Genomic DNA, 23574 nt, shown 5'->3' on the forward strand with positions numbered 1-23574 from the left:
CAAGGTGGTGCCCGGGGTTGCGACCCCCCGACCCATCAGTCGTCGAACCGGTGAGAACGGCTCCCTGCCGCCCCCGCTGCGGGAGCCCACCCACCGGTGTGTGCGTACGTCCGACCCCCCGGCGGGCAGCCCGATGACTGGTGGGTCGTCCCCCCCTCCTCCACCTCGCTCGGTCCTCCGCCGCTGCCGGCCTCCCCTGGATTGGGTATGTGATCCGGGTTGCCCTCCGCGTGCCCGAAGCCGTTTCCTAGATTCGCGGCTTCCGGTGGCGAGTGCCGGCAAGGAGGAACGATGAGGCTGCAGTTCGGTCGCCGTTTCCTCGTCCTGTACGTGCTGACGGTGCTGTGCCTCGGCACCGTGGCCGTCGTGGTGCTGGGCGAGGACACCGGCTCCTCCGCACCCGACCCCGACAGCGCCGCCTCCCTGTCCAGCGCCGCCACGGGCGGTCCCGAGACCGGCCCCACGAGCGGCGAGCGCCCGCCCGGGGCGCCGCCGAGCGACGGGTCGAGCCCGGGACCTGGCGGCATCGAGGCCGCCCCGGACGACGATCCCTACCCCGGACTCGGGACGCCCCCCGGTGCGAGCCGCGGGCCGGGTCGCCTCCCCGTCGTCCCCACCGTCGAGCAGCCCGAGTCCGCCGACGGCGCGCTCGTCGCCAGTCACCCGCGCCGGGTGCTGCCCGCGGCCCCGGGCACCCAGGTGCTGACCTCCAGCGTCTCGCCGTCCCCCGGGCGCCTGCAGGTCACCTTCACCGCCCACGGCCGCGACCCTGAGGACGTGCTGGCCTTCTACCGCCTGCGGCTGACGTCGCTGGGCTTCCGGGAGACGCCGGGCCGCGCCGCCGGCGGCGCCGAGGCCGCCTTCTTCGCGTGGCGCACCAGCTCGGTGGTGATCACCGCCGACCCCGCGGACGACACCTACGCCGTCTTCGCGGTCCTCAGCACCCGTCGGTCGTGACATGTACGTCTCGCTGCGCCAGGGCGCGCCTGCGCCCGGGAGCGACCCCGCCGCCGCTGCACCCCCCGCGTCCGGACGACGGGTGGCACCGGTCGTCGTCACCCTGGGCCTCGTCAGCCTGCTCACCGACATCTCCTCGGAGTCGGTCGCGGCGATCCTGCCGCTCTACCTGACCGTCGGGCTGGGCGTCTCGACGCTCGCCTACGGCCTCATCGACGCGGTCTACCAGGGGGTCAGCGCCCTGGTGCGCATCGCGGCCGGCTGGAGCGCCGACCGCAGCGGGCACCCGAAGTGGGTGGCGCTGATCGGCTACGCCCTGAGCTGCGTGGCGCGGGTGGGCTTCCTGCTGACCACCGGTGTCGCGGCGATCGCCGCCGTGGTGGCCGTGGACCGGGTCGGCAAGGGGATCCGCAGCGCGCCGCGCGACGCGATGATCAGCGCCGCGACCGCGCCGCAGCACACGGCGTACGCCTTCGGGGTGCACCGCAGCCTGGACACCGTCGGTGCGGTGATCGGCCCGGTGCTGGCCTTCGCGATCCTGTGGTGGATCCCCGACGGCTACCTCGCGGTGATGGTGGTCTCGCTCGGGTTCGCCGTGCTCGGGGTGGTGCTGCTCGGGCTGTTCGTCGAGGACCGGCCGGCCTCGGCGCCGGCTCGGCCGAGCGTCCCTCACGGCCCGCGCTGGCGCGACGTCGCGGCGCCCGGGATGGTGCGGCTGCTGGTGGTCGCCGGCGTGCTGGGGCTGCTGAGCGTCGGGGACGGGTTCGTCTACCTCGCGCTGCTCGAGCGCGGCGGCTTCGCGGCCCACTGGTTCCCGCTGCTCTACGTCGGCACCAGCGTGGCCTACCTCCTGCTCGCGCTGCCGATGGGACGCCTGGCCGACCGGTACGGGCGCGCCCGCACCCTGGTGCTGGGTCACCTCGCGCTGCTCGCGGCGTACGTCGCGGCCGGTGCGCCGCTCGCCGCCGCGCCCGGCACCCTGCTCGCCCTGGCGCTGCTCGGGATCTTCTACGCCGCGACCGACGGAGTGCTCGCCGCCGTCGCGGGACGAGTGGTGGTGCCGGCCGTGCGCGCCAGCGCGATCGCCTCGGCGCAGACGGTGGTGGCCGTCGCTCGGATGGCCTCCTCGGCCGGCTTCGGGCTGCTGTGGTTCTGGCTGGGCCCGGGCACCGCACTGCTCGTGGTCGCGACGGCGCTGGGCGCAGTGCTCGTGCCCGCGCTCCTGGCGCTCGCGCCCCTGGACCGCGAGGAGGCGGCCCGGTGAGCCTCCGGGGGCGGGTCCTGGTCATGGCCGGGGTGCTGGTGCTCGTCTGCGGCGCGAGCGCGGCCTACCTCGTGCACGACGCGGAGCGCTACCGCCAGCGCCACGACGCGGCGCCCGCCGTCGCGGTCGCGGCGCGGGCAGGCCTCCCGGACGGGCCACGGATCGTGTTCCGTCACACCGGGACCGACCGCAGCTTCGGCCTGGTGGCCGGCGTGCCGCTCGCCGACCCGGGCGGGGAGCGGTCGATCAGCGACGTCGCGTGCGACCGGGTGGACGCGGTCGGGGAGGTCGTCTCCTGCCTGCACACCGTCCGCGGCGTGGTGACCCGCCACGAGCTGCGCGAGCTCGACGCGGCGCTGCGCGAGCGGCATACCGTCTCGCTGCCCGGGATCCCCAGCCGCACCCGGCTCTCCCCCGACGGTGGCCTGGTCGCGACCACGACGTTCGTGAGCGGGCACTCCTACCTGCAGACCGGGTTCTCCACCGCCACCGAGATCCGCGACGTCGGCGGGGAGGGCCACGGCAACCTCGAACGGTTCGCCCTCGTCCTGGACGGCGAGGAGGTGCGCCCCGCCGACCGGAACCTGTGGGGGGTGACCTTCCTCGACGATCGCACCTTCTACGCGACGGCCGCGACCGGCGGGCGCACCCACCTCGTGCGCGGCGACCTCGAGGCACGCACCCTGACCGGCCTGCGCGAGAACGCCGAGTGCCCCGCGCTCTCCCCCGACGGGACCCGGCTGGTCTACAAGGTCGACGGCCCGGAGCCGGGGACGCAGTGGTCCTTCGCGGTGCTCGACCTCGCCAGCGGCGAGGAGACGGTGCTCGGCGGCCAACCGCCCGGCGTCGACGACCAGGCCGCGTGGCTCGACGACGACACGATCCTCTACGGCCTGCCGCGCGAGGACGAGCCGGGCGTGACCGACGTCTGGGCGCTGGACACCACCGCCGAGGCCACGCCCCGCCTGCTGATCGAGCAGGCGTGGTCGCCCGCCGTCGTCCGCTGATCCGACCGGGTGCCTCAGGCGGCCGCGGCGACCGCGATCAGCGACTTGGTGAGCCCGGCCATACGCTCCTGGTGGATCTCGGAGCCCGGGAAGTAGGCGCGCATCTCGGCACGGCCGATCAGCTCGGTCCACTGCACCTCGGCGAGGGCGTCCTCGCGGGAGTCGGGACGCGTGTGGGCCAGCGGCCACGCGGCCGCGACCCGCGCGCGTGCACCGACCGGCAGGAACTGCAGCCCCGGGCACAGCCAGTGCGGCTCGACCGGGAAGTAGCGGTTGGGCGTCTGCACCCAGTGTCGCGGCGCCAGCGCGTGCACCTCGCGGGCGAGGGCGGCCCGCTGGGCGTGCCCGCCGACGTGCTCGATCAGGGAGTTGGAGAAGACCAGGTCGTACGCCGCGGGGGCCTCGGCGGCGGCGAGCGAGCGCCGCGCCGTGCAGGCGTCGCCGAGGACCGGTCGCAGCCACGGCTCGGTGGTCTCGCCGGGCTCGAGGAGGTTGAGCACGACCACGCTCGCCGGATGCACCGGAGCGCGGTGCCAGGCCTCGGCGGTGCCGCCGAGGTCCAGCACCGACATCTGGTCGAGGTCGGGGAACAGACGCGCGAACAACTCCCAGCGCTGGGCACGCCGGCGGGCACCGACCGAGGCGGGTGAGTCGACCATCAGCTCGCGCAGCCGGGAGGCGCCCGTCGCCGTGGCCATCACGACACTCCAGCCGTCGCGGGGCGGCCCAGCGCGCGGTAGCCCCACCCCGCGGCCCGCCAACGCGCCGGGTCGAGGGCGTTGCGCCCGTCGAGGACCCGGCGCTGGTGCACGACGGCGCCGAGCTCGTGGGGGTCCAGGTCGACGTACTCGCGCCACTCGGTGAGCAGCAGCACCAGGTCGGCGCCGGTGGCGGCCTCCTCGGCGGTGAAGGCGTACTTGAGCTCGGGCCACCGGCGGCGCGCGTTGTCGATCGCCTGCGGGTCGGTGACCACGACCTCGGCTCCCTGGAGGGACATCTGGGCCGCGACGCTGAGGGCTGGTGAGTCGCGCACGTCGTCGCTCTCGGGCTTGAAGGCCGCCCCGAGGATGGCGATGCGTCGCCCGACGATCGAGCCCCCGCACTCCTCGCGGGCCAGGTCGACCATCCGCACCCGGCGTCGCAGGTTGATCGCGTCCACCTCGGCCAGGAAGGCCAGGGCCTGGTCGGCGCCCAGCTCGCCGGCCCGGGCCATGAACCCCCGGATGTCCTTGGGCAGGCAACCGCCGCCGAAGCCGAGGCCGGCGCCGAGGAACCGATGCCCGATCCGGGCGTCGTGGCCGATCGCCTCGGCGAGCCGGACGACGTCGCCGCCGGAGGCCTCGCAGACCTCGGCCATCGCGTTGATGAAGGAGATCTTGGTGGCCAGGAAGGAGTTGGCGGCAGCCTTGACCAGTTGGGCGGTCGCCAGGTCGGTCTCGACGACCGGGGCGCCCTCGGCGATCGGGCGGGCATAGACCTCCCGCAGGACGGTGCGCGCGTGGTCGGCGGTGCCGTCCGCGGCCAGGCCGAGCACCAGCCGGTCGGGGTGCAGGGTGTCGTGGACCGCGTGCCCCTCGCGCAGGAACTCGGGGTTCCACACCAGCGCCACCCCGGGACGGAGGGCCTGGAGCTCGGCGAGCAGCGCCTCGGCGGTGCCGACCGGGACCGTGGACTTGCCGACGACGACGTCGCCGGGGTCCAGGCAGGGCATCAGCATCTCCAGCGCGGTCTCCACGTGGCTGACGTCCGCGGCGTTCTCGCCGGGCCGCTGCGGGGTCCCGACGCAGATGAAGTGCACGGTGCAGCCCGCGGCCGCCGCCGGGTCGGTGGTGAAGCGCAGCGACCCGGTCGCCGCGGCCAGCAGCCCGGCCAGCCCGGGCTCGTAGAAGGGCGCCTCGCCGGCGGCCAGCCGGGCCACCTTCTCGGCGTCGACGTCGATGCCGACGACGTCGTGTCCCAGCGCCGCCAGGCCGGCGGCGTGGACCGCGCCCAGGTAGCCGCATCCGATGACCGAGATCCGCATCAGTGCCTCCTCAGGCGCCGAGCGCCTGGCGGCGCACGGTGGGGTGGGGGCCGCGGCCGCGCACGAAGCGGCCGAGCTCCTCCGGGGTGTCGGGGACGTACGCCGGCGCCGCGGACGCCGTCGCGGTGGCGCCCCCGCGGCCGACCAGCCGGTCGAAGACCCCGACGTAGGCCTCGCGCTGCGGGCGCCAGTCGAGGACGTCGCGCACCCGCTGCCGGGCCCGCAGCGACATCGCCTCGCGGCGCAGCGGGTCGTCGAGGAGCACCTCGACGGCGTCGGCGAACGCGGCCACGTCACCGGAAGGGACGTAGAGGCAGGAGTCCTCCCCCGAGACCCGGGTCTCGACCAGGTCGAACGCGACCGAGGGCAGCGCGTAGGCCATGTACTCCATGGTCTTGTTCATCGTCGAGATGTCGTTGAGCGGCGTCTTCAGGTCCGGGCAGACCCCCAGGGTGGCGGCGCTGAGGTGCTCGGCGATCATCTCCGGGCCGGCCCGCCCGGTGAACGTCACGACGTCGTCGAGGCCCAGCTCGTGGCTGCGGCGCACGAGGTCGTCGTAGCAGTCGCCGAAGCCGAGCAGCGTCGCGCTGACGTCACGGCGCCCCCGGACCCGGACGAGCTCGTCGACGACGTCGAGCACCAGGTCGACGCCGTCCTGGGGACCCATGATCCCCAGGTAGACCAGCGAGTGGCGCCGCGCCGGCAGCACGTCGGACGGCGGCAGGAGCGGGCGCATCGCGGCGGTGTCCGGGCCGCTGCGCACCACCGTGACCCGTCCGGGGTCGAGGCCGCCTCGGGTGAGCGCGACCTCCTGGTAGGAGCGGTTGGTCGAGATGACCTGGTCGGCCGTGCGATAGGTCATCCGCTCCAGCCAGCGCAGCCCCGCCAGCTGGACCCGGCCCGACAGGCCCGTGGGCCGCCCGAACCGGGACAGGAACAGCTCGGGGTTGAGGTCGTGCTGGTCGTAGACGAAGCGGACCCCGCGGCGCTTCCAGTACCGCGCGAGCGCCCAGTAGGTGTCGGGCGGGTTGCACGCCTGCAGCACGTCGAAGGGCTGGCGGCGCCAGACCCGGCCGCTCAACCACGCGGTGCGCACCCAGGAGTAGACGAACTCCAGCAGGTAGCCCAGGGCGCCCTCGGCCGGGGGCGCCGGGCGGTACTTGTGGATGCGGATCCCGTCGATGACCTCCAGCCCGGGATCACCCGGACCCTTCGGGCAGATGACGCTCACGTCGTACCCCTGGGACCGCAGGGCCTGGCACTCCAGCCAGACCCGACGGTCCAGGGGCACGGGCAGGTTCTGCACGATGACGAGGACATGCGCGACGGCGGGCATGACTCCAATCTCACGACGCCGTTCGCGGGCCTCAGACGAAGAAGTGCCACTTCACCAATAGTGGTGAGCACCCCTCAGGAGGGGTCTGTGCTACCCGTCTGGTCGACGTCGGCGGAGGGGATGACGGGGCCGAGCGGCTACGTGGTGCAGGGCAGCGCGGTCCCCGTCGTCGGCTGGCCGTCGGCTCCCAGCGCCGAGATCGAGGCCTCCCACGCACCCAGCAACGAGCACGTCACGTCCGTCGGTCCGTAGAACCCGGACCCGGTCTCGACGTACAGCCGGCGCACGGTCCCGGGTTGTCCCAGGCGGAAGGCGTAGCCGCCGCCGGCCACGACGAGACCGTCGATGTCCACCGACGAGTTGCCCTGGTCGGCCGGATAGAAGAACGGCGCGGTGCCACCGCAGCCGTCGCGCTCCACGAGCCTCAGGACGCTGTCGCGAAGCACCAGGTCGCCACCGTCGTAGCCCTGGAGCGCGTCGCCGTGCCAGTCCTCGCAGATGTCCGGGGACACGACCCGGACGAAGGAGCGCTGGATCACGACTCCTCCGCACGCACTCTTGCCGCCGACCCGGAAGCCTTCCGGCGTTCCGACGATCTTGACGCCGGTTGCGGTGTACCCGCCGGTTCCGATCGAGGGGACGTCACCAGAGGTCTGTTGCCCGCGGGCCGGTCGCACCGTGGTGTCGATGATGTCCAGCCCGGTCTGGCAGGTCGCGCCCGGGAAGTTCTCGATCCGTCCACCCCGGAGCTCCACGCGGCGCACGGTGACGTCGGGCGCATCGATGATCAGGTCGCCACGGACGATGCGGACGTCGCTGATCTCCGACCCGGGGTCGGTGACTCGGACGTCACCGTAGACCGTGCGCTGTGGTGCCCATCCCCGCGGAACTCCCGTCGTGCGTGCCGTCGGGAAACCCGTCTCGGCTCTCGTCGAGATCGAGTCGGCGACGGGGTCGGGGATCGGAGCGCCCTCGGATGCGGACGCCTGGGACAGGGTCGAGAGGCTGATGATGACGACGATGGCGAGACCGCGTGCTGCGCAGGCTCGAAGCCGGTACGGGGACATGAGGTTGCCGTTCCGTTGGGGGGACCGATTGGCCACCATGACCCATGCCGCGGCCATCGCGGAACAGGTCGTAGCCAAAGTCGGGTACGCCGCACCGGGCAACGCCCCAAGTCGAGGCTGGCTCAGCGCCGTCCGGAGACGAACGCCGCGAGCGAGCCCAGGGTCTCGAACACCTCGCCGGTGAAGTCGTCGTCGTCGATGACGATGTCGAAGTGCTCCTCCAGCGCGCTGGCCAGCTCGACGACGGCCAGCGAGTCCAGCTCCGGCAGCTCGCCGAGCAGCTCGGTCTCGGGGCGCAGCTCCGCCTCGCGGTCCTCGATCCCGAGGGTCCTGGCGAGGACCTTGCGGACCTGCACGAAGCTGTCGGGGGCCGTCGGGGCGGTGTCGTCGGGGTGCGCGGTCTCGGTCATGGCTCTCTCCTGGGCGGACGGGACGGGTGGACGGGTGCGGCGCTCAGAGGAGCACCTCGGGTGGCGCCGGGTGGCCGAGGAAGCCCAGCGGGCTGGCGCTGCGGCCGTAGGCACCGGCCTGGAACAGCACGACGAGGTCGCCGACGCGGGCGTCCGGCACGGCGACCCCGGTGCCGAGGACGTCGAGCGGGGTGCACAGGCAGCCCACGATGTCCGCGCGCTCGCCCCGGTCCTCACCGAGGCGGTCGCCGACGACCAGCGGGTAGTTGCGGCGGATCACCTGGCCGAAGTTGCCCGAGGCCGCGAGCTGGTGGTGCATGCCCCCGTCGACGACGAGGTACGTCGTGCCGCGCGAGACCTTGCGGTCCACCACGCGGGTGACATAGATCCCCGCCTCGCCGACCAGGAACCGGCCGAGCTCGATGACGACGTGGGCCTCGGGCAGCGCCGGGCGCACCCGCTCGGCCACGAGCCCGCGCAGCCGCTCGCCGACCGCGGTCAGGTCGAGGGGCCGGTCCTTCTCGAAATAGGGGATGCCGAAGCCGCCGCCGAGGTTGACGTAGCGGATCGGTGTGGCGGCCTTGTCGGCCAGCGCGAGCAGCAGCTCGACGGTGCGCTGCTGGGCCTCGGCGATGATCTCGGCGTGCAGGTTCTGCGAACCGGCGAAGAGGTGGAAGCCCTCGAGCCCGAGGTCGCGCTCGGCGAGCAGGTCCAGCAGGCCGGGCACCTGCTCGACGTCGACGCCGAACTGCTGGGGGCCACCGCCCATCCGCATGCCCGATCCCTTGACCACGAAGTCCGGGTTGACCCGCACCGCGACCCGCGGGCGCACGCCGAGGCGCTCGCCGACGCCGACCACCCGGTTCGCCTCGCCGGCGGACTCCAGCTCCACCAGGACCCCGGCGGCGACCGCCTGCTCGAGCTCGGCGTCGGTCTTGCCCGGCCCGGCGAAGCTGGTGCGCGCCGGCGCACCCGAGGCGTCCAGCGCCACGTGCATCTCCCCCGCCGACGCCACGTCGAGCCAGTCGACCAGCCCGGCGAGGTGGGCGACCACCGCCGGCATCGGGTTGGCCTTGACTGCGTACCCCAGCTCCACCTCGGGGCCGAGGGCGGCACGCAGTCGCTGCACCCGCGCGGTGATCGCGTCGCGGTCGTAGGCGAAGTACGGCGTGCTGCCGACGCGCGCGGTCAGCCGGCGCAGCGGCACGCCGCCGACGCAGAGCTCGCCGCCGACGGTGCCGAAGCGGTCGACGTGGTCCTCGGCATCCATCAGGAGACCTCCTTGCGCAGCAGCACGCGGTCGAACTTGCCGTTGGGCGAGCGCGGCAGCGTGTCCAGGACGCGCACCTCCGCGGGCACCATGAAGAGCGGGAGCCGGCGACGCAGCTCGGCCACCAGCGGACCCGTGTCGTACGCCGCGGGGTCGGGCCGGTCCGCGGGCGGGCTGAGCACCAGCACGATGCGCTGGCCGAGCCGGTCGTCCTCCACCCCGAGCGCGGCGACCTCGCCGACCAGCCCGGTCTCGTGGGCGACCTCCTCGACCTCGCTGGGGCTGACCCGGTAGCCGGAGGTCTTGATCATGTCGTCGGAGCGGCCGACGAAGTAGAGGTAGCCCTCCTCGTCGGCGACCACCGCGTCGCCGGACCACACCGCACGCTCCGGGGTCCGCCAGGCGGCGTGCGCGTCGGGCACGGGCCGGAACCGCTCGGCGGTCCGCTCCGGGTCGTTCCAGTAGCCCTGGGCCACCAGCGGGCCGCGGTGGACCAGCTCGCCCTCCTCGCCGGGCGCCGCCGGGGTGCCGTCGGGGCGCAGCACCAGGACCTCGGCGTCCGGGACCGCGCGCCCGATCGAGTCCGGGCGCCGGTCGACCTCGGCAGGGTCGAGGTAGGTCGAGCGGAAGGCCTCGGTGAGGCCGTACATCAAGAACGGCTCGGCCTGCGGGAACAGCTCGCGCAGCCGGGCGAGCGTCGCGCGCGGCATCCGGCCGCCGGTGTTGGCGAAGTAGCGCAGCCCGGTCGCCTCCGGCGGCCACTCCACGGCGGCGAGCTGGAGCCAGAGCGGCGGCACGCAGGTCAGCCCGGTCACGCCGTGGCGGGCGCACAGCCGGACCACGTCGCGCGGCAGCAGGTAGTTGACCAGCACCACGTGGGCGCCGACCGCGAACGCCGTCGTGACCTGGCTCAGCCCGGCGTCGAAGCTCAGCGGCAGCGCCGCGAGGATGACGTCGTCGGGGCCGTTGTCGAGATAGCTGCTCACGCTCTCCGCGCCGACGACGAGGTTGCGGTGGCTCAGCACCACGCCCTTCGGGCGTCCCGTGCTGCCGGAGGTGTAGAGGATCGCCGCGAGGTCGGAGTCGACGCCGCGCGCCGGCGCGGGCACCTCGTCCCGGGCGAGCAGCGCGTCCCAGGTGCCGGTCGCCACGGTCGGCGCGTCGGCGGCGGCGCCGGATCCGCCGACGAGCACCACCGACTCCAGCGCCGGCAGTCGGTGCGCCTCCGCGGCGAGCGCACCCCACCGTGCGGGCGAGGTGACCAGGAGCCGGACGTCGCAGTCGGCCAGGACGTGGACGACCTGCTCGGCCTTGAGCAGCGGGTTGACGGGGACGAACACCGCGCCGGCGTACGACGCGGCGAAGATCGCCGCCACCGTCTCGGGACGCTTGTCGAGCAGGATCGCGACCCGGTCGCCGCGGGTCACCCCGAGGCGCCGCATCCCGGCGGCGGCCGCGCGGGCGAGACCGGCCAGCTCGGCGTAGCCGAGGGTCTGCTCGCCCGAGGTGAGGGCGGGGGCGTCCGGTCGGCGTCCGGCCTGCTCCTCGAGCAGGTCGTGCAGGTGTACTCGCATCGAGGGTCTCCCTTGGCGCCCGGTCACCAGGCGACGAGCGTGAGCTCGCTGTAGAGGTCGTCGACCGCGGACGCCGGGACGTCGGGACCGCGGAACATCTTGGGGCGCGGGTGCTCGAGCAGCACCGAGCCCGCCGGGCGGGTGCCGAGCACGCGCAGCTCGGCCAGCGTGACGGGCAGTCCGCGGGCGAGCAGGTGGCGGCGCAGCACCCCCAGGTGGCGGGCGAGCACGTCCGGGTCGCCGACGTGCAGCAGCGTGGCGAACAGCCGCAGCCCACGGCGCCGGTCGCGGCGGTAGACCACGTAGCACTGCTCCGCCCCCGCGAGCACCAGCACGTGGTGGGCCCCGGCGGCGCCGCGGTGGTCGCGGAAGATCCGCTGCTGCTCGCCCTCGAGGCGAGCGTCGATCTCGTCGAGGTCGGTGACCACCCGGCCCCGGCCGATCCCGGGGAGGTTGGCCACGAGCGCGGTGGTGGTGTCGAGGTGCCGGAAGCCCAGGCGCTCGTTGAGCGCCACCACGCTGCCGCTCGGCGAGAGGTCGGTGAAGACGTGGCCGCGCTGGGCGAGCACGGCCCGCAGCAGCCGCAGACCCTGGCTGCGGTGCTCCTCGCGCACGCACCACGCTGCGAGGTTGCAGAAGCGCACCGGGTTGCCGGCGACCGGGCGCTCGGCGTAGAAGGCCAGCTGGGCGCCGACCACCTCCGCCTCGGGACCGTCGCCGACGCGCAGCAGGAAGCCGTGATTGGGCGCCTGGCCCGGCCAGGTGGGCACCGCGGCACTCGCCCACTGCGCCGCGCTCAGCCGCGGGTCCAGGTGGGCGTGCAGGAACGCGCCGACCTCGGGGAGGTCGGCGTCGTGGATGGGCTCGACGCGCGCCCGGCTGCGGGCACCGTCGTGGGCCCCCTCCAGCCCCTCTTTCAGCATGCCGCTCAACGTAGGGAGACGCCCGGGGAGCGCTCGGACGAAGCCGCGGCGTGTACCCAATCGTGGGGAGGCCTCACCGTCCCGGCCCGATGACCCCTGTCCCGGTCGCCACCGTGGGGCGCATGAGTGCTGTCAGTCCTGTGAGCGTCGTCATCGCGGCCCACGACGAGGAGGCCGTCATCGGCCACACCCTCGACACCCTGCTCGCCGGCGCCGCCCCGGGCGAGCTGGACGTCGTGGTCGCTGCCAACGGCTGCCGCGACCGTACGGTGCAGGTCGCCGAGCAGCGCCCCGGTGTCACGGTGGTCGAGGTCGCCCGCGCCAGCAAGACCCATGCCCTGAACGTCGCGGAACGCCTCGCCACCGGGTTCCCCCGGATCTACCTCGACGCTGACATCGCGGTGCCGGTCACCGCGGTACGCGCCCTGTGCGCCGCACTGGAGGGGCCGAGCGCACCGCTGGTCGCCGTACCGGCACGGCACCTGGAGACGCGCGGGCGGCCGTGGCCGGTCCGCGGCTACACAGCCATCCATCGCCGGCTGCCGGCCTTCGAGGAGGGTCTGTTCGGGCGCGGCATGATCGCGGTCTCCCAGGCCGGCCGGGCACGGTTCGATGCCTTCCCCGAGGTGGTGGCCGACGACCTCTTCCTGGACTCGCTGTTCGGCGCGTCCGAGCGCGTGCAGGTCCCCGAGGTGACCACCACCGTCCAGACCCCACTGCGCACCGCCGACCTCAGCCGCCGCCTTGCCCGGGTGCGCCGCGGCAACGCGGCGCTGCGCGACCGTGTGCAGACCGAGGGCACCGGAACCGTGAGGGACGCCGACCGGTGGTCGTGGCTGCGCGACGTCGTCGTCCCGCGGCCCTGGCTGGCACCGGCCGCGCTGGTCTACGTCGCGCTGAGCGCCCGGGCGGCACTGGAGGCCCGGCACCAACGCGGCGGCGCCGCCCCGGCCTGGGGCCGCGACGAGTCGACGCGCACCCTTCGGGCGGGCTGAGCCGTGGACGAGCGACGCACCATCAACCTGTGCTTCCACGGGATCGGCACCCCGGCCCGCGACCTGGAGATCGGCGAGGCCCACTACTGGGTGCGGACCACCGTCTTCCACGCCATCCTCGACGCCGTCGCCGACGATCCGCGGGTGCGGATCAGCTTCGACGACGGCAACGCCTCCGACGCCGAGATCGCCCTCCCGGCGCTGCGCGAACGCGGACTGACCGCGACGTTCTTCGTGCTGAGTGGTCGGCTGGACGAGCCTGGCAGTCTCAGCCGCGAGCAGGTGCTCGAGTTGCGCGACACCGGCATGGCGATCGGCACCCACGGCCACGCGCACCGCCCGTGGCGCGGGCTGGACCCGGCCGCGACGCACGCGGAGCTCGAGGACGCACGCGAGGAGCTCGCGGAGCTGGTGGAGCAGCCCGTCGACGAGGCCGCGCTGCCGCTGGGCCGCTACGACCGCGCGCTGCTCGCCACCCTGCGGCGCCTCGGCTACGGCACCGTGCACACCAGCGACCGGCGCTGGGCCCGCGGGGACGCCTGGTTGCAGCCGCGGTTCAGCGTCCGCGACCACGACACCGTCGCGCGCCTTCAACGGGAGGTGCTGCGTCCCCCGACGCTGCCCACGCGCACCCGCGGCGAGCTGGTGGGGCTGGTCAAGCGGTTCCGCTGACTCAGGCCACCCACTCCGGCCCCGCGGGCCGGCGCAGCAGGCGGGGGCTCAGCAGCACCCGCACCGCGGCCCGGGCCGGGGGCCGGCCCAGGCAGGCACGGGTCGCCTCGCGCAGCACCAGCGCCGCCCACACCGCCCACGCGGCGGCCAGTCCCTGACGTCGACGGGCAAGACGTACCCGGTTCGCGGTGAGCAGCGGCCACAGCCGCGGCGAGACCCCCGAGTCCCCCTCCAGGTGCGTGGCGCGGGCGGTGGGGACGAACCGGACCACCTGCCCGGCGTCCCCGACACGCAGGTGGAAGTCGGTCTCCTCGGAGTACAGGAAGTAGGACTCGTCCCAGTCCCCGACCCGGGCCCAGCACTCCACGTCGACCAGCTGGACCGAGCCCTCGGCCCACGCCGTGTCGCAGGGCTCGCGGTACCGGGCCTCGTCGGTGATCGTCTCGCCGAGACCGCCCAGCCTCCCCGCACGGTCGGCACCGATGACCGCGTCCGCCCAGGCGCGCAGCACCGACGGCTCGCGGCGCAGGGAGTCGATCCGCACGCCGTCGGCGTCGCGCAGCAGGGGTACGGCGACCCCGACCTCGGGCTCGCGCAGCGCGGTCAGGAGGGTCGGCACGCACCCGGCGTCGAGACGTACGTCGGGGTTGAGCACCAGCACGGCGGTGCATGCGCCGCCGGCCGCCACGGCCGCGTTGATCCCGGCCGCGTAGCCGGCGTTGCGCCCCATCTCGACCACGACCGCCTCCGGCGCCAGGTCCCGCACCACCGCGACGCTGTCGTCGTGGGAGCCGTTGTCGGCCACCGCCAGGCGCCACGGGACGGGGTCCAGCGCCGCGGGCAGGGTGGCGAGGAGGCCGGGCAGCAGATGGCCGCTGTTGAAGCTCACCACCACGACCAGCACGGTCTCGTCAGCCTCGGACATCCGCGGGCCCTCCTGTCTGCACCACGTGCGGTGTCTGGTCCGAGGGCTCGTCCGAGGCCCGGTACGGCGCTGGGACCGGCGTCCGCCCCACCGGGGGCACCCCGTCGGCGCGGGCCAGCCGGCGTGCCGCTCCCGCCATGCCGGCGACCAGGAACCCGATCCCGGCCGCCATCGGGAACCCCCACGCGTCGAAGGTGAACATGCCCACCGCGCCCCCGGCCACCGAGGCGGCCAGGGCGAGCCCCAGGTGCCGTGCGCGCGGGTCCCGGGCCCGGCGCGCGCCGATCCCGTTGAGGAACGCGACGGCCAGGAAGACCAGGACGGCGAGCAGGCCGAGGATCCCGATCTCGACGAGGAGCATCAGGTACTGGTTGTCCAGGATCCGGTAGTAGCGCGGGATGAAGGTGAACAGCCCGCGGCCGATCAGCCAGTGGTCGGCGTAGAGGTCGAGGACGACGTCGTAGTCCGTGGTGCGGCCGGTGACGCTGGGATCGTCGAAGAGGTTGCGGAACATCGAGACGATCGTGCCGACCAGCCCCGGGATCGCCACGCGCAGCGCGACCACGGCGACCGGGGCGAGGAGCAGCGCCCGGACCCGCCATCTGGCCGGCCAGCCGAGGAACAGCACCAGCATCGCGACCAGGAGGGCCAGGACCGCCGAGCGCGAGATCGAGACACAGGCCCCGACGAGGATCAATACGCCCGGCAGCGCGGCGCCGCGACGTCCCCACTGGTGGATCGTGCGGTGCAGCGCGAGCGGGAAGATGCAGGCCAGCACGACCCCGAACTCGATCGGGTGGACGGCGGTGGCGGAGACCCGGTTGAAGATGGACCGGGTCTGCGTCCCGCCGATCTCGCTGTTGGCCACCAGGCCGGGCACCGAGATGGACCCGGCGAGGTTGTGGCCGGTGATGAACTGGAGCAGCCCGACTGCCGCTATCACCGCGCCCACCCAGGTCAGCCAGGTGACCAGCCGCTCCAGGTCGCACCAGGAGCGGATGCCGTCCGCGACCACCAGGACGATCCCGATCCAGGCGGCGAAGGCCAGCACGCCACGGTCGCCGGCACTGATCATCATCCCGGCGACGTGGCTCAACGTCTGAGGCGCCAGGGTCCACAGCTCGTCGGTCTCCTGGCGCACCGTGAGCGGGGCGTACCAACCGCGGGCGTTGCCGTTCGCATAGGCGGCGAGGACGCAGCAGACCAGCGCCAGGACCGCCACGCGGACCGCGGTGAGCCCGCGCGTGGCGTTCTGCCCGCCCAGCGTGCTGGCGCACCACCAGACCAGCGCCGCCATGCCCCACAGGCTTGCCGGGGACCCGGCTGCGCCGAGCGGGCCGAGGACGAGCTGGGAGGGCACGCAGAGCAGCAGGACCACGTAGCCGACGGCGACGATGAGCGGCGCGTTCGCGACGCCGCGGGCGCGGGTGGTGAGGTGCCCGAGTACCCCGGCGAGCATCGTCAGCTCGCCCGTCGCGACCGCTTGTCGCCCGGGCTGCGCGCCTCCGCGTCGACGCGCGGCCACGACGCCGGCCGGCGTCCAGCCGCCGCGGCGTCGCCCTGCTCGTCCTCGTCCGGTACGCCGTCGGCATCGACCCCCGCCCCGTCGACGGGGTCGGTGCCGCGGCGGCCGCGGTCGGCACGGGTGCCGGGCAGCCCGGTGCCACCGCCGCCTCCCCACAGCCGGTCGAGGCCGAGGGCGACCAGCAGCGTGAGGAGCAGCCCGACGGCCGCGGTTCCCCCGAGGGCGCGGATCCGGCTCCCGGTGAGCTCCTCGGCGCCGTCGCTCACCCCCGATCGGTCGCCCTCGATCAGCTGGCGCGGGGGAACGTTGGCCCGGGCCTGCATCCGGGCGAGCTGCGCGTCGATCTCCTTCATCACCGCGTTGCGGGTCTCGACCGCCTTCTCCGCGTCGGTGCTGGTGGAGGTGACCTGCATGATCGGGCCCGCCCCCGGGACCAGCGCCACGTCGTACTCCGCGTCGGCTCCGGCACCCGCCAGCGTCCGGCGCACGTCGGGGGTCGACACGTTGCCCGCGAGCAGCGAGGCCACCGTGACCTGGCCGGCCTGCATGTTGAGGAACGGGTTGGTGGGGGTGGACACCCCGCTCGCCTGCGGAGGCAGCAGCAGCACCAGCTGGCTCGAGGCCTGGTACTGGGTCCCGACGAGCTGAGCGACCTGCCAGCACCCGACCGCGGTGAGGCCCAGGCCGATCAGGACCACCACCCAGCGGCGTGCCATCGCGCTCAGGAGGTTCATGACGGACATCTCAGGTCGCCTTTCCGTACGTGGTGTCCTGCGCGGACCGTCCGAGGCGAGCAGTACCGAGGCCCGCCGAGCGGGATGATGGCTCGACCTGCGGCACCAGCCGCTCGAATACCGCCGCCACCGTCCGACCCGCGTCCGTCCAATCGACGGAGGACACCGAGCTGGCTGCCGACACCGCTCGGGCGTGTTGTGCGTCCTGCGGTGCATCCACCAACTCGCCGAGAGCGTGCGCGATCGCACCCGGCGATGGCGCCGTGTAGCGGACGTGTGCATTGTCGAGCACCAGCCGGTTGTGCACCGCGTCGTTGACCACCGGTACGCAACCCGCGGCCAACATCTCCCAAGGCACCAGCGACACGTTGGTCGCCGATAGCACGAGCCCGGCCGCGCAGCGCCGGTACAGTTCCCCAAGCTCGACAGGCGAGAGGCGCCCGTGCTGGTGCGCTTCGAAGGGCAGGTCCCGCACCCGGGTGCCATAGCAGTGGATGGGCACGTCGGGGTGTTCGCCCGCGAAACGCGCTAGGGCGAGCACGGCGATCTCGTGCGCGCGACGTGGCGTCCCGGGGCGGCAGTAATAGGCCACCCCGGTGCGCCGGCGTACGTCACCAGTTGGGGCTGTCTCCCCCCGGTAGGTGTCGAGGTCGCATCCGAAGTCGAAGTGGTCGCTGACCATTCCGTAGTCGGTGCGCAGCCGCTCAGCGAGCCAGGGGCCGGCGGTAATGCCGTGCAGGCCAAAACGGTAGGTTGCTTCCGCCAGGATGGTGGAGCTACCGGCCGGGTGAAACAGGTGCTCCAGGTCCTGGACCAAGTAGCAGCGCACGCCTCGCGCCGGGGACACCAGCGCGGCGTACGCCGTCTCCCACCCGGTAGCCACGACGACGTGCGCGTCGTCGATGCCTCGGGCGAGGTCGCGCACATCGGCGCGGACCTCGGGCCAGTGCTCGCGGACGATCGCCTCATGCTGACGCAACGCCCAGCCGTGCTGGTCGCGCAGGTAAAGCGTGCAAGTGTGCCCAGCGCTCTCCAGCGCGTTCACCAGGCGGAGCATCGTGGTGTGCCCACCCGAACCGGGTCCCGGCGGGGATGTCACCCACGCCACGTCGAGCGGCTCCCCGCGCCGCCGGACCCGTGCCGCCGGCACCGGGCGCCTACCTTCCAGCACGTCCTCGGCGGCATCGACCTCCTCGGCCGTGACAAGTAGCGGCGTGGTCCCCGGGGGGACCAGGACCTCGGCTGCACGCGCACGGACCCGTCGCGCCAAGCCCTCCCCGCCCTCGGTCGCCATCAGCCGGCGGATCTGTCGGGCGCGGTCAAGCGCGCCCACGGGCGGCCGCATCACGACAAGCCCCTCGCGAGATCTCCGGCCGACGCGGCGCGATCTACCGCGTCGGCGAGCTCGGTGACGACCCGCTCCTGCTGGGCGGCGGTGATGCCCGGGAACATCGGCAGGGACAGGATCTCCCGCGCCGCCCGCTCCGCGACCGGGAAGCTGCCCGCGGCGAGGCCCAGGCCCGCGAAGGCGGGAAGCAGGTGGACCGGGGTGGGGTAGTGGATGCCGGTGTCGATGCCGCGCTCGGCGAGGCGGCGCTGGACGGCATCGCGCTGCGCCACCCGGACCACGTAGAGGTGCCAGACGTGCTCGTTGCCCGGCACGACCCTCGGGAGGCGTACCCCGGGCAGGTCCGCGAGCAGGTCCGCGTAGCGGGCCGCGGCCGCGTCGCGCTCGGCGTTCCACTCCTTGAGGTGCTCGAGCTTCACGGTCAGCACCGCCGCCTGCAGCGAGTCCATCCGCGAGTTCGTCCCGATGACGTCGTGCTGGTAGCGGGCCTCGCCACCGTGGTTGCGCAGCTCCCGCAGCCGCCGGGCGACCAGCGGGTCGTCGGTGGTGACGGCGCCCGCGTCCCCGAAGGCCCCGAGGTTCTTGCCCGGGTAGAAGCTGGTCGCGGCGACGTCGCCGCACGAGCCGGCCATCCTCCCGAGCCGGGTCGCTCCCTGCGACTGTGCCGCGTCCTCCAGGAGGACCACCCGGGAACCGACCACCTCGCGCAGCCGCTCGAACGGCGCTACCTGGCCGTAGAGGTCCACCCCTGCGACCGCCCGGGTGCGCGGCCCGACCCGTGCGGCGACCGCCTCGACGTCGATCAGCAGGTCCTCGTCGCAGTCGACCAGCACCAGCTCGGCGCCGGCGAGGGCCACGGCCTCCGCGGTCGCGACGAACGTGTTGGCGGGCACGACGACCTCGTCGCCCGGCCCGACGCCGACGGCACGCAGGGCGAGGTGCAGGGCGTCGGTGCCGTTGCCCACGCCGACGGCGTGCTCGACGCCGCAGAACGCGGCGTACGCGTCCTCGAAGTGGCGGACCTGCGGGCCGAGCACGAAGGCGCCGGTGTCGAGCACCTCCTGCATCGCCCGGTGCGAGTCGGACTGGATCCTGGCGTTCTGGAGCGCGAGGTCGAGGAGCGGCACCCGGGCCGCTGCCCGCTCGCCCCCGGAGCCTCTGCGGTCGCTGGTCATGTGGTGCTCCCCCTGGTCAGCCGGACGGGGTCCGGTCGGTGTGCGTCGGGACGACGCAGGTCATTGATGCGACGCAGCCACCACGAGCCGAGCGGGAGCGCGTACGCCGCGAGGGCGACGAGGCAGCCGAGCACCAGCACCAGCAGCGGCGGGCCCGAACGGGCACCGGCCCACCAGCACGCCGCCGCCGCAGGAACGGCGACCGCCAACGGCACCAGCCCCGCGCGCAGGAACGCGCCGGTGTCGACGCCCGCCCGCCGCAGGCACACGCCGTACGCCGGGATGACGACGGCGACGGTGACCACGACGTGGCTCCAGCCGGCGCCTGCGAGCCCGAAGCCGGCCAGCCCGACGTACATCGCGGGCACCAGGGCCGCCATCCACAGCACCTGGACGGCGAGCACGGCAGTGGTCGCACCGATGGCGATCAGGAAGGTCGCGACGAGGTCGAGCAGCACCCGCAGGGCACCGAAGACGGCGAGCCCTGTCAGAGCGGCGGCGGCTCCGGACCAACGCTCGCCGTAGAGCACCGCGACGAGCGGCCCTGCCAGCGTGGCCAGGGTCAACCCCATCAGGGCCGCGACCGCGGCCGCCGGGGCGACGCTGCGCAGCAGGGCGCGGTTGCGCTCCCCCGGGTCGGCGACCTGGGCGAAGCCGGGCAGCGCGACCACGCGCAGGGCCTGGCCCACCGCGCTCATCGGCCACGACGAGACGTTGAAGGCCAGCAGGTAGAGCCCGAGCTCCCCGGGGCCGAGGACCCGGGCGACGATCAGGTTGTCGATGCTCAGCAGCGCCCAGGACACCAGGTTGGCCAGCGCCAGCGGCAGGCAGAACGCGAGCGAGGCCCGCGCGATCTCGCGGTCCAGCCCGAAGCGCGGCCGGCTGCGGGTGGCCAGGTGCAGGCCGAGCACGACGACGACCTGGTTGGCGACCTGTCCCCAAGCCAGCGCGGCGGGTCCGACGTCGCGCAGGGCGAGGGTGGTCATCACCAGCGCCGAGGCGAGCAGCCCGGCGCCGTTGACGGCGAACAGCGTCCCTTGGCGGAACTCGCGCTGCAGACGGGCGGCCGGGACGATGGAGAACCCGAAGACCGCGATGCCGAGGGCCATCACGACGATCACGCCCCTCGACTCGGGACTGCGGAACGCCGCCGCCAGCGGGCCGGCGGCCAGCACCATCGACAACGCCAGGATCGCGCTGATCAGGACACCGAGGCTGGCGACCGTCGGTGCCCGGCGCTCAGGGTCGCTCGCCCGCACGAGGTCCGCGCCGAGGCCGAACTCCGCCAGGGTGCCGAGGATCGCCCAGATCGTCAGGGCGACGGCGAAGACGCCGAGCTCGTCGGGTGCGATGAGGCGCGCCATCAGGATCGACACCGCCACGTTGCCGAACCGCAGCGCGACATTGCCGGTCAGGCTCCATCCGAGCCCTCGGCCGATCCGCGCGGCGCGCGACGCCGCCTCGGTGCTCATGTGCCGTACCGCCGCTCGAAGCGCCAGCGCAGGTGGTGCCTCGCGCGGCCGGCGAAGCGCAGGGCGGCGGCGCCGGGCAGGGGGGTGGCGATCGAGCGGCCCACCAGCTCCTCGAGGCGCCAGGCCAGGTCCTGCTCGGAGGCCGGCCGCAGCCCGTCGGCGAAGCGGCGGTAGGCCACGGCGTCGGCCTCCCGGCCGTCGCGCCGGGCGGCGAGAGCGCGGTACGCCGCCTCGCGGCTCAGCGCCCGCAGGGCGGTGCGGTGGTGGGACCGCAGCTGCGCCACGTCGAGGACCTCCTCGGCGAAGAACAGCTCGAAGGTGCGCTGGCGTTCCTGGAGGTCCGTGAGCCAGCCGGCGTACGTCGTGAGGTGCATGTTGGCGTCGTGCACGCGGTACCAGGCCTGGACCGGCCCGTTGACGCGGGCGACGTCCCAGTGCGCCGCGGCCCGCAGCCAGAGCGCGAAGTCGGCCGAGTGTGGGAGGCGGGGGTCGTAGCCACGCTCGGCGAGCACCTCACGGCGCACCACCGCCTCGGGGCTGGAGATGAAGCACCGACCACGTCGTGCCGCCAGGCCCAGCCACTCCCGTCCGGGGTAGACGCTCCAGTTGCGCACCTGGGGGTCCGCGACCGGCACGGCGCCGGTGAAGGAGCGCGCGTAGCCGTAGACCAGGCCGACGCGGGGATGGGACTCGAAGAGCGCCGCCGCGCGGGTCAGCGCCCCCGGCGTCAGCAGGTCGTCGGCCGAGAGCAGGCTGATGTAGTCGCCCCGTGCCAGCGCGATCCCGTCGTTGTAGGACGCGATGTGGCCGAGGTTGTGCGGGTGGACCAGCACCCGCACTCGAGGGTCCGCGACAGCCAGGGCGTGTGCGACCTCGGCGCTGTCGTCGGGCGAGGCGTCGTCGACGACGATCACCTCGACGTCGACACCCGGCTGGTCCAGCGCGCTGGCCACGGCATCGGGAAGGAAGTGGCCGTAGCGGTAGCACGGCACGATCACCGAGATGCTCGGCGAGCCACCCAGCGGACGGGGTCGGTGGAAGCGCATCAGGCCTCCGCCGTCAGCTGCGGCGCGAGCTGCCCGCGGCGCGATGCGAGGAGGGGTGCCGCGGGCACGCCGGCCCACGTCTCGCCGTCCGGCAGCGGACGCAGCAGGGCCGCCCCCATCCCGAGGACGGTGTCGGCGCCGACCCGCAGGCCCTCCCGGACACTGGCGTTCATGCCCAGGTAGGCGCCCGAGCCCACCGTCACGTTGCCGCCGAGGCTCACGCCGGCGCACAGGGTCGCGTAGTCGGCCACGACGTCGTCGTGGGTCAGCGTCACCTGCGGCATCGCGACGACGTGCGCCCCGATCCGCACGTCGCTGGTGAGGCTCACGTGGGCCAGCAGGATGCTGCCGCGCCCGACCACGCAGCTCTCGGGGATCTCCACGCTGGGGTGCACGATGCGTGCGTAGTGCTCCCAGGTGACCCCGACCCGTGCCAGCCGCTCCACGAGGGAGCGCCGGGCGCGGCCACGACCGGCGCAGACCACGATCTCGCTGTCGAGGAGCCCGGCGACCCGCTCGATGCCTCCGACGACCGGGACCCCTGCGAAGCTCCTCCCCCACCGCAGGGGGTCGTCGTCGACCGCCAGCACCCGTCCGTGGTTGCCTGCAGCACGGACCGCCGAGAGCACCTCTCGCGCCAGGCCCCCGGAGGCGACGAGCACCAGGTTCCTCATCGTGTCGTCCCCACCAGCACCTCGACCACCCGGTCCTGCTCACCCTCGGTGAGCTGGTGGAACAGCGGGAGGATGAGGGTGTGGTCGGTGAGCCGCTCGGTGACCGGCAGCGGACCCGCTTGGGCCGAGGCGTACGCCGGCTGGCGGTGGATCGCCATGATCCCGCGGCGCGCGGAGACGCCGGCCTCGGCGAGCGCGACCAGGAGCCCGTCACGGTCCACCGGGTGCTCGGGAAGCACCTCGACCCAGTAGGACTGGAAGTTCGACTCGCCGTACGACGGGTCCGCGACGGGCCGCAGCCCGGGCAGGTCGGCCAGGGCCGCGGCGTAGCGCGCGGCCAGGTCGCGGCGCCGGCGCACGACCTGCGGGAGGCGGGCCAGCTGGACCAGCCCCACCGCGGCCTGGAGATCGGTCATCCGGTAGTTGAAGCCGACCTCGAGGTAGGACTCGGCCGGTGCCAGCACGCTCGCGTGGCGCTCGGCGGCGGAGACGTTCATCGCGTGCTCGCGCAGGAGCCGGGCACGCTCTGCCCAGGCGTCGTGCTCGGTGGTGAGCATCCCGCCCTCACCGGTGGTCAGCACCTTGCGCGGGTGGAAGGACCAGGCGGCGACCTCGGCGCCGGCTCCGACGGGGTGGCCGCGGTAGGTCGAGCCCGCACCGCAGGCGGCGTCCTCGACGACCACGATCCCGCGCGGGTCGCACCGCGCGCGGATGTCGTCGAGATCCACCGGCACCCCGCCCTGGTCGACCACGACCACGGCCCGGGTGCGCGGCGTGAGCACCCGCTCGATGCTCTCGGAGGTGAGGTTGCCGGTGACGGGGTCGACGTCGGCGAAGACCGGTCGTCCCCCCGCGTGCACGACGGCGTTGGCGGTGGCGACGAAGGAGAACGACGGGACCACCACCTCGTCGCCCGGGCCCACGCCCGCCACGACGAGGGCGAGGTGCAGCGCAGTGGTGCAGCTGGAGACCGCCCGGGCGTGGACGGCCAGCTGTGACCGGGCGAAGGCCTCCTCGAAGGCCGCGACCCGGGGCCCCTGGGCGACCCAGCCCGAGCGGAGCACCTCGGCGACCGCCGCGACCTCCTCCTCGCCGAGCCAGGGGACCATGACGTTGATCCGGCTGGGGGCGTCCTCGGGTGCGGTCGCGGTCACCGGTGCCCCGTCCCTCACGACAT

22 protein-coding genes are annotated in these 23574 nt (G+C 74.1%); 5 read left to right on the top strand and 17 right to left on the bottom strand.

Annotation, left to right across the window (positions count from 1 at the left end; genetic code table 11):
* The first annotated feature begins 291 nt into the window (after nucleotides 1-291).
* The 3 genes from HOQ23_RS14225 (at nucleotide 292) to HOQ23_RS14235 (ending at nucleotide 3228) form a co-directional block, all read left to right on the top strand.
* The gene (locus HOQ23_RS14225) at nucleotides 292-957 is read left to right on the top strand and encodes a hypothetical protein (RefSeq protein WP_172215271.1); all 666 of its coding nucleotides are present in this window, start codon (nucleotides 292-294) and stop codon (nucleotides 955-957) included.
* Between the two features lie 82 nt (nucleotides 958-1039).
* The gene (locus HOQ23_RS14230) at nucleotides 1040-2221 is read left to right on the top strand and encodes an MFS transporter (protein ID WP_367650500.1); all 1182 of its coding nucleotides are present in this window, start codon (nucleotides 1040-1042) and stop codon (nucleotides 2219-2221) included.
* Entirely contained in the window at nucleotides 2218-3228 is a 1011-nt protein-coding gene (locus HOQ23_RS14235) for a PD40 domain-containing protein (protein ID WP_172215273.1), read from the top strand. Before HOQ23_RS14230 ends, HOQ23_RS14235 begins: the two co-directional genes overlap by 4 nt.
* A 14-nt stretch (nucleotides 3229-3242) precedes the next feature.
* Here the strand turns inward: HOQ23_RS14235 and HOQ23_RS14240 are convergent, their stop codons facing one another.
* The 8 genes from HOQ23_RS14240 to HOQ23_RS14275 form a co-directional block, all read right to left on the bottom strand.
* Nucleotides 3243-3926 carry a methyltransferase type 11 gene (locus HOQ23_RS14240; RefSeq protein WP_172215274.1) on the bottom strand — a complete coding sequence of 228 codons (684 nt, stop codon included), beginning with the start codon at nucleotides 3924-3926 and terminating at the stop codon, nucleotides 3243-3245.
* Nucleotides 3926-5251, bottom strand: coding sequence for a UDP-glucose/GDP-mannose dehydrogenase family protein (locus tag HOQ23_RS14245; protein ID WP_172215275.1), 1326 nt, complete (start codon nucleotides 5249-5251; stop codon nucleotides 3926-3928). The genes HOQ23_RS14240 and HOQ23_RS14245 overlap by 1 nt, the downstream gene beginning before the upstream one ends.
* A gap of 10 nt (nucleotides 5252-5261) precedes the next feature.
* A complete protein-coding gene (locus HOQ23_RS14250; RefSeq protein WP_172215276.1) occupies nucleotides 5262-6587 on the bottom strand; it encodes a glycosyltransferase family 4 protein in 1326 nt (441 codons plus the stop codon).
* Between the two features lie 137 nt (nucleotides 6588-6724).
* Nucleotides 6725-7711: a hypothetical protein gene (locus HOQ23_RS14255; RefSeq protein ID WP_172215277.1), complete on the bottom strand. Its 987-nt coding sequence runs from the start codon at nucleotides 7709-7711 to the stop codon at nucleotides 6725-6727.
* Nucleotides 7712-7776: 65 nt separating this feature from the next.
* On the bottom strand, nucleotides 7777-8064 hold the full coding sequence (locus HOQ23_RS14260; RefSeq protein ID WP_172215278.1) for an acyl carrier protein: 288 nt from the start codon (nucleotides 8062-8064) through the stop codon (nucleotides 7777-7779).
* 43 nt (nucleotides 8065-8107) lie between these two features.
* Nucleotides 8108-9334, bottom strand: a complete 1227-nt coding sequence (locus HOQ23_RS14265) for a pyridoxal-dependent decarboxylase, exosortase A system-associated (RefSeq protein WP_172215279.1) — start codon at nucleotides 9332-9334, stop codon at nucleotides 8108-8110.
* Nucleotides 9334-10908: an acyl-CoA ligase (AMP-forming), exosortase A system-associated gene (locus HOQ23_RS14270; RefSeq protein ID WP_172215280.1), complete on the bottom strand. Its 1575-nt coding sequence runs from the start codon at nucleotides 10906-10908 to the stop codon at nucleotides 9334-9336. Before HOQ23_RS14270 ends, HOQ23_RS14265 begins: the two co-directional genes overlap by 1 nt.
* Before the next feature lie 23 nt (nucleotides 10909-10931).
* Complete coding sequence (locus HOQ23_RS14275; RefSeq protein ID WP_216654235.1) at nucleotides 10932-11831, bottom strand: hypothetical protein; 900 nt, start codon at nucleotides 11829-11831, stop codon at nucleotides 10932-10934.
* 122 nt (nucleotides 11832-11953) lie between these two features.
* Here HOQ23_RS14275 and HOQ23_RS14280 point away from each other — a divergent pair, with 122 nt between their 5' ends.
* Together HOQ23_RS14280 and HOQ23_RS14285 are read left to right on the top strand one after the other, a co-directional pair.
* Complete coding sequence (locus HOQ23_RS14280; RefSeq protein WP_172215281.1) at nucleotides 11954-12826, top strand: glycosyltransferase family 2 protein; 873 nt, start codon at nucleotides 11954-11956, stop codon at nucleotides 12824-12826.
* Nucleotides 12827-12829: 3 nt separating this feature from the next.
* Complete coding sequence (locus tag HOQ23_RS14285; RefSeq protein ID WP_172215282.1) at nucleotides 12830-13498, top strand: polysaccharide deacetylase family protein; 669 nt, start codon at nucleotides 12830-12832, stop codon at nucleotides 13496-13498.
* Nucleotide 13499: 1 nt separating this feature from the next.
* Here HOQ23_RS14285 and HOQ23_RS14290 read toward each other — a convergent pair whose 3' ends face one another.
* From HOQ23_RS14290 to HOQ23_RS14330, 9 genes are all read right to left on the bottom strand, one after another.
* Nucleotides 13500-14423 (bottom strand): glycosyltransferase, encoded by a 924-nt coding sequence (locus tag HOQ23_RS14290; RefSeq protein ID WP_172215283.1) that lies wholly within the window; start codon nucleotides 14421-14423, stop codon nucleotides 13500-13502.
* Nucleotides 14410-15882, bottom strand: a complete 1473-nt coding sequence (locus HOQ23_RS14295) for an O-antigen ligase (RefSeq protein WP_172215284.1) — start codon at nucleotides 15880-15882, stop codon at nucleotides 14410-14412. Before HOQ23_RS14295 ends, HOQ23_RS14290 begins: the two co-directional genes overlap by 14 nt.
* A gap of 2 nt (nucleotides 15883-15884) precedes the next feature.
* Nucleotides 15885-16682, bottom strand: coding sequence for a hypothetical protein (locus HOQ23_RS14300; RefSeq protein WP_172215285.1), 798 nt, complete (start codon nucleotides 16680-16682; stop codon nucleotides 15885-15887).
* A gap of 10 nt (nucleotides 16683-16692) precedes the next feature.
* Nucleotides 16693-17727, bottom strand: a complete 1035-nt coding sequence (locus HOQ23_RS14305) for a glycosyltransferase family 1 protein (protein WP_172215286.1) — start codon at nucleotides 17725-17727, stop codon at nucleotides 16693-16695.
* A gap of 299 nt (nucleotides 17728-18026) precedes the next feature.
* Nucleotides 18027-19205: a DegT/DnrJ/EryC1/StrS aminotransferase family protein gene (locus HOQ23_RS14310; RefSeq protein ID WP_172215287.1), complete on the bottom strand. Its 1179-nt coding sequence runs from the start codon at nucleotides 19203-19205 to the stop codon at nucleotides 18027-18029.
* Nucleotides 19202-20677, bottom strand: a complete 1476-nt coding sequence (locus HOQ23_RS14315; protein ID WP_172215288.1) for an oligosaccharide flippase family protein — start codon at nucleotides 20675-20677, stop codon at nucleotides 19202-19204. The genes HOQ23_RS14310 and HOQ23_RS14315 overlap by 4 nt, the downstream gene beginning before the upstream one ends.
* Nucleotides 20674-21723 carry a glycosyltransferase family 2 protein gene (locus HOQ23_RS14320; protein ID WP_172215289.1) on the bottom strand — a complete coding sequence of 350 codons (1050 nt, stop codon included), beginning with the start codon at nucleotides 21721-21723 and terminating at the stop codon, nucleotides 20674-20676. Before HOQ23_RS14320 ends, HOQ23_RS14315 begins: the two co-directional genes overlap by 4 nt.
* Nucleotides 21723-22397 (bottom strand): acetyltransferase, encoded by a 675-nt coding sequence (locus tag HOQ23_RS14325; protein WP_172215290.1) that lies wholly within the window; start codon nucleotides 22395-22397, stop codon nucleotides 21723-21725. The genes HOQ23_RS14320 and HOQ23_RS14325 overlap by 1 nt, the downstream gene beginning before the upstream one ends.
* Nucleotides 22394-23551: a DegT/DnrJ/EryC1/StrS family aminotransferase gene (locus tag HOQ23_RS14330; RefSeq protein ID WP_367650501.1), complete on the bottom strand. Its 1158-nt coding sequence runs from the start codon at nucleotides 23549-23551 to the stop codon at nucleotides 22394-22396. Before HOQ23_RS14330 ends, HOQ23_RS14325 begins: the two co-directional genes overlap by 4 nt.
* Nucleotides 23552-23574: the final 23 nt, after the last annotated feature.

This window comes from Nocardioides sp. zg-DK7169, assembly GCF_013155365.1.
Classification (GTDB): domain Bacteria; phylum Actinomycetota; class Actinomycetes; order Propionibacteriales; family Nocardioidaceae; genus Nocardioides.